Below are 10,488 nucleotides of genomic sequence, written 5' to 3'. Positions count from 1 at the left end.
TTATGAAGCCCATGTCTTTCATGCCCTGGTTGCTCGCCCTGATGCTGGGGTGCGCCGTACCGGCACTACGCGCAGCCCCCCTGACGCTCACCGATCTGGCCGGACGTCAGGTCACCCTCAATGCGCCCGCACAGCGCGTGGTGCTAGGCGACAGCCGTCTGTTACTGGCGATGAGCCTGTTGCGCCCCAACGATCCGCTACGCGGCATCGTCGCCTGGGATGACTCACTGCGTCGACGCGCGCCGGACATGGCGCGCCGCTACGCCCAGCGTTACCCGCACCTGGCGCAGATCCCCGTGTTCGCCAACCCCTACCGCAGCGATCTCAGCGTCGAGTTTCTGCTGCCGCTGCGTCCCGATCTGGCCATCTTCGATCTCGGCCTACTGCCTCGGCTGCGGGAGAGTGGCACCCTGGATCTATTAGCGCGTAGTGGCATCGCGACGCTGTTCATCGACTTCCGCCGCCAGCCGTTGCATAACACCGTTCCCTCCCTACGTCTGCTGGGCGAGGCCCTCGGTGAGTCGGCCAATGCCGAACGCTTCATCGCACATTACCAGCAACGACTCGCCCGCGTACAACAGCGCATCGCCACTCTCCCTGACGACGAGCGCCCCGGCGTGGTGTTCGAAAACCATGCCGGCATGACCGGTAATACCTGCTGCGCGGTCTTCGGTCGCGGCGGTTTCGGACGCTTCATCAGCGCCGCCGGGGGCCGCAACCTACTGGCTGACCGCGTTCCCGAGCACGGCGGCGACATCAATAGCGAACAGTTGATCGCCGCCCGTCCCGACTACTACCTACTCAGTGGCGCCGACTGGAGCCAGCGCGGCGGCCTGTCGTTGGCGGGTCCCCCCTCGGCTATCAGGCCAGTGAGGCCGACACCCGCCCACGTCTACAACAGCTGTTGACGCGGCGCGGCTTCGACACGCTGCCGGCCGTCCGCCAGGGGCGGGTGATGGCGGTGTATCACCAGTTCTATGACAGCCCGTTCAACGTCATCGCCCTGGAGGCCATCGCCAAGTTCCTCCACCCGGCGCGTTTCCACGATGTCGATCCACAGCGTGACTTGCAGATTTGGTACCGGCAGTTCGCCGGTATCGACGTGCATGGCCTGTTCTTTCTCCAGGCCGATGCGGCGTCCTGAACGCCGCCAACTGGCGGCGTAGTGCGCCCAATAATGAGAATAAAAACACTCATCATTTTTATAATTAGACTAAGTAAGGGATAGTAATGAAAATAGCTGGCTACGCTCTCAACCCCGTCGCTGTCGCCCTACTGCTGGCCGGACTCAGTACCGCCCATGCCGAGGAGCGCGTCATCGTTAGCGGCAATCTACTGGGCGATGCGCGCGCCGAGGCGGTGAAAACCTACCCCGGTAGCCGTAGCGTCATCAGTAACCAACAGCTGACACAGGATGCCAACCGCTCCATTGATGACGCCTTGCAGCACGTTCCCAACGTGAAAATTCAAGATGAAACCGGCACCGGAATACTGGCACAGATCGCCGTGCGCGGCCTGCAGGACAGCCGTAGCGGCTACGTGCAGATGTTGCTCGATGGCATCCCGCTGGCATTGGCGCCCTATGGTCAAACGGGATTGTCCCTGTTCCCGGTCACCTTCCAGACCATCGATCGCATCGACGTAGTACGCGGCGGCGCGGCGGTACAGTATGGACCGAACAACGTCGGCGGGGTGATCAACATCATCAGTAAGCCCATTCCCCTCCGTTGGACGAATACCATGTCACAGCGCACGACGCTGGCGGGCCATGGCCGCAATCTATATGACACCTACCTCAGTAGCGGCGGTATGTTGAATGATCGTGTCGGCCTCCAGATCGAGGGCAATCTGATCAAGGGTAGCGCGTTCCGTCAGCACAGCCGACAAACCGTGCAAAACTACCGCATCAAGGGGTTGTGGAACATTAACGATGACAGCAGTCTGAATCTGACCTACCAGTACTACGATGCCGATGCCCAACTTCCCGGCGCCCTCTCTAGCGCGGATTACCAACAGGATCGGACCCAGAGCACCCGCCTGCAAGATGGTTATCAGGGGCGTACTCAACGCCTGAGCGCGGTCTATAACACCCTATTGGATCGGGTCGGTCCCTTCGACTCGGGGGAGTTCAACTGGACGCTGTTCGGCCACCTGTCACACCGCAGTTTCGACGTCGGCCTGAGCCAGCAGCCGGGATTAGTCTGGGCGCCGGATCGTCCGGCGGACATCAAACAAAGCTCGCCGCGCGACTTCAAGGTCTGGGGCACCGAACCCCGCCTGACGCTGTACCACGGGGGAAGCGCCATCAACCAGAAGATCACCCTGGGGGCTCGCTTAATCGATGAAAATATCGACTATCTGGTCCAGCGCCACTATCTGACCAGCGCGCGCCCGGATCAGGTTACGCGTGATTGGAAATTCCGCAATCAGGGGGTGGCTGGCTACCTCAGCGATGCCGTGATGCTATTCGACGACAGCCTAACCCTCACCCCCGGGATACGCTTCGAACAGGTCAACGAACACTATCGCGATAATCAAAGCGGCCAGGTCGTGAAGAACCGCGATCAACAGTGGCTGCCCGGGATCACTCTCGGCTATCAGGCGACCCCCTCCTGGTTCCTGTATGCCAACGCCCAGAAGAGTCTGCGCGCCCCACAGGTCACTCAGATCGTCAAGGGCGGGCAACGTGGCGCGGAATTAGCGTGGAACTACGAATCCGGGGTGCGTTATACCCCCTGGACGACCCTCAGCCTACAGGCCGACTACTACCGCATCGACTACACGGACAGTAAGATCATCTACGACAACGCCAGCGCCACCTTCGTCAACCTGGGGCGGGCGCGTTATCAAGGCATCGAGCTGGAGGCCTTCTATTCCCCCGCCTTTCTCGATGGGCTGAAACTGCACGCCGGTTACGCCTACCTTGACAGCCAGCAATTGGTCGGCGCCAACGCCGGTCGCCAGATGCCTTATGCCTCCCGCCACCAGCTGGTGCTAGATGGCCGTTACCAGTGGCGTGACACCACCTTCGCGCTCTCCGCGTACTATTACAGCGCCGCCTTCTCCGACAAAGAGAATAGCCGCGAGGAGTCGGCGAAGGGCGATGCCGGACGCCTGCCCGCCTATACCGTCTGGAACGCTCAGGTGACTCAGCAGCTATATCATGACCGAGATAGCCAACTGTCCGGCTACCTCACCGTGAATAACCTGTTGAATAAGGACTATTACTACCGCGGGATCGATACCAGCCCTTGGGGACGCCAGCCCGCGCCGGGGCGTTCCGTCACGCTGGGCGTCGACTACACCTTCTAATCATCTAGGTCACTCGCCCCCTGCCCGGCAGGGGGAAGCGCGCCTCCCGCGTTCCCCTGATATCAAGGGAACGCGGGGATGAGCAAGGTCAGGTGGGAGCGCTTAGGCGATCCCTGTGGTCAACCAGAAGCTACGGCTCTGCTGCGCGGCCAACTGCAACACGGTGCCATTGCGCTGCGCCGCCAAGGCCCCCTCCGGCCGGCAGGTCGCCGGCAGGACGAAAGCGGCCACCTGCTGATCGCCGTTGTACAAGATCCAACGCGTCGCATAGTTAAAGTCGCGACTGGAGAAGCGCGTGACAAAGGTGGTGCCGTCCGCTGCCTGCATGCGAAACTCTTGTCGCTCACCGTAACGATCCAAGCGATCGGCGAAGAAGACGATCTCAGGGTCGTAACACGATGGATCGTCCAAGGCGCTCAGCGTCACCTCTCCCTGGCGCAGCCGTTCGATAAAGCGTTGCCACTGCGGCGTCGGCACCACGTGAGCCGGGATCGACTCACGCAGCGTCCAGGCCTGGTCCGGGATCGTCTGGCTGAACACCGCCCCGGGGACATAGGCGTAGTTCATGTGACACATATACTGTAATGGCATCGGCGTCGACGCGAGGTTCGTCACCTGCATGCCGATATCGAACAACGCGCTATCTCGATGCAGCACCACCGTAGGCTGGGCCCGGTAGTGATGACCGAAGCCCATCACATACTCATAGCTGCCGGTGACGCTCAGGCTACCCTCATCCAGCTCCAGCCAGGCCTCATCCATCGGCGCACAAGGCATTTCACCGTGTAGCGGATGATCGTCCTGCGGCGATGGGCAGCCGTTGGCCAGCAGACCGGAGTGGAAGGCGAAACAGCCGTAAGTCTCCACCACCTGCCGCGCCGGCTGCGGTTGACGGAACGGGTTACGCATTGTCAGATCGTGTCCGTCGAAGCAAGCCTGCCAGATCATCTGCCCCATCCAGGGCAGGATCAGCAGATGTCCACGACCGTTCTCTACCCGTAACCCTTCGACGCCGCTGGCATAACGTAACGCCGTTACACGAAAATCGTCATTTTCCAGCAGGATGCGCGGTTGCTCGCTGAACAGTGTGCGCCATAACTGAATTTTGCTTTTCATCACGCCTCTCCTCGTAACGTATCCGCTGCCGTCACGCCCTGCGCTGCCCGGCTCTCACGCCAGAAATAGACACCGACGTAGACAAAGCACAGCATCGATACCAGGAATGAGAGCTGCAACGAATGGAACATATCGGCCACATATCCCTGCACCGCCGGCACCACCGCCGCGCCGACGATCGCCATCACGATGACCGCCCCGGCCATCTCCGTATGCTCATTGTCCACGGTATCCAGCGTGCCGGCATAGATCGTCGCCCAGCAGGGGCCAAACAGAATGCTCACCGCTACCGCGACATAGACCGCACTAAAGCTGGGCGCCAGCGCGACATAGGCCAGCAACAGGGCGCCGATCAGCGAATAGATCACCAGCACCTTTTGCGGGTTGAAACGGGTCATCAGAATGTTGGCGATAAACTTGCCGATGAAGAAGCAGGCGAAGCTATAGACCATAAAGGTCGAGGCGTCGCGTTCGTTGATGTCACCCAGCTCCAACGCCAGTCGAATGGTGAAGGACCAGACCGCGACCTGCATCCCGACATAGAGGAACTGGGCGACGATACCGCGGCGGAAACGGGCGTTCGCCGCCAGATAACGCAGCGTCTCGCCCGCTGAAGGGCGTGGACGCCCCGCCTGTTGCGCCACTTTACAACTGGGGAAGCGCGTCAACAGAAACAGCGCCATCACCACCAGCAACACCATGATCATATACTTATACGGTTCGAGCGTGTTCTCCAGCATTGCCAGTTTAAACGCATGGATCTGTTCGGCATTCATCCCCGCCATCTGCTTCTCGAGGCTATCGCCCTCGGAGAACACCAGGTATTTGCCCAGCAGGATCCCGGCCGCCGCCCCGATGGGATAAAAGGTCTGGCTGATATTCAGACGCAGCGTAGCCTGCGCCTGGGGCCCCAACATGGAGCTATAGGTGTTCGCGGCGGTCTCGAGGAAGCTCAAGCCGATGGCGATGGCGAAAATCGCCGCCAAGAACATCGTATAGGTCGCCATATGGGAGGCGGGGAAGAACAGCGAGCAGCCGGCGATATATAACGCCAGGCCGATCATTATGGCGACCTTATAGCTGCTTTTCTTAATCACCAGTGACGCGGGGATGGCAATCAGAAAATAACCGCCATAGAAGGCGCTCTGCACTAATGCCGAGGCGAAGTTACTTAATTCAAAAACACTTTTAAACTGCGTAATCAGAATATCGTTGAGTGCCGCCGCACATCCCCAGAGTGGGAAGAGACAAGATAATAAAATAAATTGAAACAGCGGGGTACGATTCAGATAGCCATCTGGCATCTGGATGATGCTTTTATTATTCATAATGAATGCTACCTTATTAACAGAGATATTAGACGTTCAACGCCAGAAACTCATTGAACTGCTCGATACTGGGATAAGAAGATTGCGTTCCTTTCCCGGTCACACTGAATGCGGCAAATAAGGCCGCCTTTCTCATCGCCGCCTCCACATCACCCTCCTGTACGTAATAGTGAGCGAAGCAGCCGATAAAGGCATCACCGGCACCGCTGGTGTCCACCGCAGACACCTTGAGCGCCGGAACATGGACCTCCTGCTCGCGCGTCATCCAGAGCGCGCCCTTCTCGCCCAAGGTCACGATGATATTATTCAGCCCCTTCTCTATCAGGCTTCTGGCCGCGATGCGCGTGTGCTCATAGGTGTCCACCGGCAAACCGGTCAGGATCTCTAACTCGGTCTCATTGGGCACAAAGAAATCGCACTTACAGGCATAGGACATATCCAATTCGCGCAGTGCTGGGGCCGGATTCAGTAATACCTGAATACCATGTTTTTTACCGAACTCGATGGCGTGATAGACGGTTTCCAGCTGCACCTCTAATTGCAACACGATTAGCTGGCATTTCTTTAAATCCGCCGCCGCCCGATCAATATCCTCTGGGGAGAGGAATTTATTCGCTCCTTTAATAATCAGAATACTATTACTGGAGTTCGCGTTGACAAAGATTGGCGCCACGCCGCTGCTGGTGCAGGGCACCTTCTCCACGTAGCTGGTATCGATGCCCCAGGATTCGAGATTGCGAATGGTATTATCGGCAAAAATATCATCCCCAACTTTCGTCAGCATCATCACCTTAGAATTCAGCTTGGCGGCCGCCACCGCCTGATTCGCCCCCTTCCCGCCGCAACCGATTTTAAATGCCGGCGCCTCTAGCGTTTCCCCCTCTTTTGGCATCTGGTTGGTATAGGTGATGAGATCCACCATGTTGGAACCAATAACAGCAATATCCATTCTCTTACTCCTTAACAACGTCCAGATAACAATGATAGTGAAGAAACATTATCATGTTACATGAGCAACATTTGTGACTATGATCTCGATTAGTCACGTGGAGTAAAACGGAATACATACAGTGAGATCTGCGTCAGATGATCGGCCGATCATCCCGCGTTAGCATGGGAGAAAGTGATGGATTAAAGTCATTTAATAACAAATAGATAAATTCACCTTATCCGCAACAAGGCTTTTTTTTCATCCTGTCCGGCGCTATAGTAGAAACATAAATGGCCTGTTCCCTCACACGCCAAATGTTACTAGCGAAACATTTGGCTGTGAGCGTGGAGAATCCGCATGGAAACCAAACAAAAAGAGCGCATCCGTCGCCTGCAAGCCTTGCTGCAAAAGTCCGATCGCATTCATCTGAAAGATGCGGCACGTATGCTCGAGGTCTCGGTGATGACCATCCGCCGTGATCTAAGCCCCGATAATCACCCGCAGCCGCTACCGCTCGCCCTGCTCGGCGGCTATATCGTCGCGATGAATGCCCCCCACTCAGCGCTTCCTCAAGCAGAGAGCACGCCGTCGCAACATCATCCGGACGATCTCCCCATCGCCATTCTGGCCGCCGGGCTGATCGCCGACAACGATCTGGTTTTCTTTGATAATGGCCCCGAGATGGCGCTCCTGGTCAGCCTGATCCCCGATGATATCCCGTTTACCGGGATCTGCTGTTCACACGCCGTCTTCCTGGCGCTCCGGGAGAAGCCGCAAGCCTCGGCCATCCTCTGCGGCGGCCGTTACTGCGCCAGAAACGACACCTTCTATGACCACGCCAACCCCTCGATGCTCGATACCCTGAACCCGCGTAAGGTCTTCATCTCCGCCAATGGCGTCGACGAGCGTTACGGTGTCACTTGGCAAGAGCTAGACGACGCAGCGCTCAAGCGCAAGGCTATCGATCATGGGCTCCGTAAGATCCTGCTGGCACGCCATGGTCTGTTCGACGATGTGGCCCCCGTCAACATCGCCCCGCTCGCGGCCTTCGATCTGCTGATCAGCGATAGGGCGCTACCGGGAGAATACGCGACCTGCTGCCGAGCGGCGGGGGTGCGCGTCATCACGCCGGACTCCGAGGCGGAGAGCGAGTCGCCGTGATTCGCACGCACGCCGCCAGGCGTGTGAGTCGCCATGATCTAAGCCAAGCGCCGAGCGGAGAACAACGCGTCTCCCTGGCGCATGACAAGCAACGGCGCCGTCCCCTGGCGCCCGACCGCCCCCATGCCTGATGACATATCCTGACGCCAGGGTGCCGTCGGGGCGGTTCGCCGACAAACTCGCCGTATAATTAAATCCATCAATAATGGAATGAGCCCAGAACCGTAGATAAATTCTGTCCTCACGACGAGGCCCATTCAACGGTCTCCGGACTGACTTCTCCTACCGGGCTTTTCCTAGGCCACCCCCGTACAACCAAAACCAATAACACCAAGATTAAAATATAAAAACTAAAGGCTAAAGACCCTGCCGACAGAACACATAGTAGTAGCTGCTGTCGATGCTGCTGAGGACGTTGCCAAGGATCAGGTAGACGACGTAGTGGTTGTAACGACCGTCGGCCTCAGACGTCCAGTAGTAGGTGCTGTGGAAACCAGAGCCTTGGCTGCCCATAGCCCCCCACTCACCCCACAAATTACCTACAGAGCGTGTACCTCCAACACCACGTGAACCATTTGTCAGTTGTGCCCTTGTGGCCAGTCCACCCCGCGTTGAGCAGTAAGTATTTGCATACGCCCACTCCCTCTGAGTATTCCCATTGTTCGTGAACCATCCATTCAGGGTGAAGGTGTAGCTGGCCAAAACCGTTCCGCTGATTTTATCTTTCACCTGGATAACCTGCGGACCGCTGCGTGCCGTGTTCAGAGTGACGACCCCCGTCGTGTCGACGCTGGTGTAGCCTGTACCATTGTTGCTGCCATCCACCGCCCACTGGTACGCTGTCGGGTTATTGTCACTCAGACTCACCTTAAATTTTGCATTCGCAAATCCCGTTGTCGGAAACCCACTATTATTTGCAAAACTGTACGCATTCGCCACCGGGCTTACCTCCGTGACTCTTGGTGGTACAAATGTAATCTGCTGCGTACCGGGTGTCACAGACAGAGCCCCTGCGTTAAGTTTGGGCGTCACGTTTATTGTACCCACGCTCCCACTTTTGACGCTGACCGTGTAAATGCCGCTTCCCGGTGCGGTCTCCGCGGGCTGGACAAGTGCGGGAGCCCCGCCGCTAAATCCGCTGACCACACTCGCCACCAGGGAGAGACGTGTCGCGATACCGGTCACGGGGCGACCCCCGCTGTCCTTCAACGTCAGGGTGAGCGCAATACTGTCGCTGTTATTGGCAGTAACACTGGTTGTACTGACCGCAAAGGCAGAGCCTGCAGCGACAGGCAGGCCCTGAACCACAGCCGAGGCAGCTGAGCGAACTTCCATGCCGACCGCCGGGTCGGTTATTGACGGGTCTGTCGCGGGCGTATACCCAAACTGAAGCGTATGACCGGCATCACCGGCTGTTAGTCTGTACGATGTCCCTGATGCCACCGGCGTGGTACCGCCTGAGCGATACCACTGTTTCAGACTGTTAAACTCGCTGTCACCATCCACATCTGCAAACCGGGCTGAACCGCCGGATTGCAGCGTGTCCCCCTCCATCGGGTTCCCCGTCGTCGCAACAATAGCCACGTCGCTGACCGTCGGCGCACGACCTCTGACTGTCTCGGTGCTATTCAGCGCGGCCCGCGCCGGGTGCCCGAGCAGCAACCCCAGCATCAGCGCAACGACCGGGCGATACCCTGTCATACGTGTTATTCTCATGTGATTATTCTCTACAGCAGCTCTTAACGCATCGACTCTTGGCTGCGATTCTGCCCTATACGGCCCACTAGACAGTGTGCCTGGTGGGGATATTGCCCCCACTCACGCGACCAACACACCGTATCAATCGCGTTCGCTGGTTTTGTGCTTAATAACGCCTGCTTGTTACGGTTATTTGGTTGCCACCACCTGAATCTTACGTTTCTGGTCTCCCTTCTGGATGGTGTAGGTCGACGCGTTAGCCCCTGCGATATCATCCCAGCCGGTACCACTCGCGTTCTGAATCTGCCACCGGATAGTAGACGTTGCCGTACAATCATCACCCGACGTACAGGTCGCGACTGCGGTCAACGTATCACCCACCAACGGATTCGGACTGCTCATGCCGCTAATAGTGACAGATGCCACAGCGTTGCTATCGATAGTGATAGTGCCGTCACCACTGTCAGAGCCATCGATGGCGCCACCGTGGCTTGAGAAGACCTCGGCACCCGTAGCCGGATCGGTCACTGACGGATCCGTATTCGGAATCACACCCACTTTGATAACACGGCCAATATCGCCTTTCGTCAGTGTATAAGTGGCGTTATTTGCACCACTAATGGGAGCGTCATCGCTGTACCACTGATAGGTCGGTGTTGTCGCGGTATCGCCATCTGGATCTGAGAACGCATTGGCGCTTGCCGTAAGCGTATCTCCCACACTAGCAACCCCATTAGTGTCATTATCCCGAAAGACAATCCCAACATCGCCATACACGGGCGCACGTCCTTTAACCGTTTCGGTTGGTATTGACGTTGTTGCGGCCAATGCCGCTCCGGAAATAGCCAGAATGACCGGGGCCAACAGCGCTTTTTTCTTAAACATCGTAATTCCTATTTTCATTAATGACTTCATACCATTAGGTTGTTACTGCCCGTGTTA

7 protein-coding genes and 1 pseudogene are annotated in these 10,488 nt (G+C 57.6%); 3 read left to right on the top strand and 5 right to left on the bottom strand.

Annotated elements, in window-relative coordinates; genetic code table 11:
* Positions 1-2: 2 nt before the first annotated feature.
* Both DCL27_RS07025 and DCL27_RS07020 read left to right on the top strand, forming a co-directional pair.
* A pseudogene (locus tag DCL27_RS07025) lies at positions 3-1,144 on the top strand (ABC transporter substrate-binding protein).
* 86 nt (positions 1,145-1,230) lie between these two features.
* Positions 1,231-3,312, top strand: coding sequence for a TonB-dependent receptor family protein (locus DCL27_RS07020; RefSeq protein WP_035599081.1), 2,082 nt, complete (start codon positions 1,231-1,233; stop codon positions 3,310-3,312).
* A gap of 102 nt (positions 3,313-3,414) precedes the next feature.
* On the opposite strand, the gene DCL27_RS07015 is transcribed toward DCL27_RS07020, so the two are convergent.
* From DCL27_RS07015 to rbsK, 3 genes are read right to left on the bottom strand one after another with little or no spacing between them, the layout of a single operon-like run.
* A complete protein-coding gene (locus DCL27_RS07015; RefSeq protein WP_005286913.1) occupies positions 3,415-4,428 on the bottom strand; it encodes an aldose 1-epimerase family protein in 1,014 nt (337 codons plus the stop codon).
* Complete coding sequence (gene fucP, locus DCL27_RS07010; RefSeq protein ID WP_047059683.1) at positions 4,428-5,756, bottom strand: L-fucose:H+ symporter permease; 1,329 nt, start codon at positions 5,754-5,756, stop codon at positions 4,428-4,430. Before fucP ends, DCL27_RS07015 begins: the two co-directional genes overlap by 1 nt.
* Before the next feature lie 28 nt (positions 5,757-5,784).
* Complete coding sequence (rbsK, locus tag DCL27_RS07005; protein WP_035600957.1) at positions 5,785-6,705, bottom strand: ribokinase; 921 nt, start codon at positions 6,703-6,705, stop codon at positions 5,785-5,787.
* 339 nt (positions 6,706-7,044) lie between these two features.
* On the opposite strand from rbsK, the gene DCL27_RS07000 reads away from it, so the two are divergent.
* Complete coding sequence (locus DCL27_RS07000) at positions 7,045-7,848, top strand: DeoR family transcriptional regulator (RefSeq protein WP_005286922.1); 804 nt, start codon at positions 7,045-7,047, stop codon at positions 7,846-7,848.
* 357 nt (positions 7,849-8,205) lie between these two features.
* On the opposite strand, the gene DCL27_RS06995 is transcribed toward DCL27_RS07000, so the two are convergent.
* Positions 8,206-9,549: an invasin domain 3-containing protein gene (locus DCL27_RS06995; protein ID WP_223931137.1), complete on the bottom strand. Its 1,344-nt coding sequence runs from the start codon at positions 9,547-9,549 to the stop codon at positions 8,206-8,208.
* 186 nt (positions 9,550-9,735) lie between these two features.
* Entirely contained in the window at positions 9,736-10,431 is a 696-nt protein-coding gene (locus DCL27_RS06990; RefSeq protein ID WP_223931138.1) for a ZirU family protein, read from the bottom strand.
* Positions 10,432-10,488 lie beyond the last annotated feature (57 nt).

The sequence above is a fragment of the Edwardsiella tarda ATCC 15947 = NBRC 105688 genome, assembly GCF_003113495.2.
Lineage (GTDB): Bacteria > Pseudomonadota > Gammaproteobacteria > Enterobacterales > Enterobacteriaceae > Edwardsiella > Edwardsiella tarda.
The sequence above is the reverse complement of the archived record's forward strand: the minus strand, read 5'-3'. Positions and strand labels throughout refer to the sequence as shown.

What these genes read in the sequence shown, in the direction of transcription:
- DCL27_RS07020 (WP_035599081.1), top strand. Translation starts at nt 1,231, where the DNA reads ATGAAAATAGCTGGCTACGCTCTCAACCCCGTCGCTGTCGCCCTACTG.
- DCL27_RS07015 (WP_005286913.1), bottom strand. Translation starts at nt 4,428, where the DNA reads ATGAAAAGCAAAATTCAGTTATGGCGCACACTGTTCAGCGAGCAACCG.
- fucP (WP_047059683.1), bottom strand. Translation starts at nt 5,756, where the DNA reads ATGAATAATAAAAGCATCATCCAGATGCCAGATGGCTATCTGAATCGT.
- rbsK (WP_035600957.1), bottom strand. Translation starts at nt 6,705, where the DNA reads ATGGATATTGCTGTTATTGGTTCCAACATGGTGGATCTCATCACCTAT.
- DCL27_RS07000 (WP_005286922.1), top strand. Translation starts at nt 7,045, where the DNA reads ATGGAAACCAAACAAAAAGAGCGCATCCGTCGCCTGCAAGCCTTGCTG.
- DCL27_RS06995 (WP_223931137.1), bottom strand. Translation starts at nt 9,549, where the DNA reads ATGACAGGGTATCGCCCGGTCGTTGCGCTGATGCTGGGGTTGCTGCTC.
- DCL27_RS06990 (WP_223931138.1), bottom strand. Translation starts at nt 10,431, where the DNA reads ATGTTTAAGAAAAAAGCGCTGTTGGCCCCGGTCATTCTGGCTATTTCC.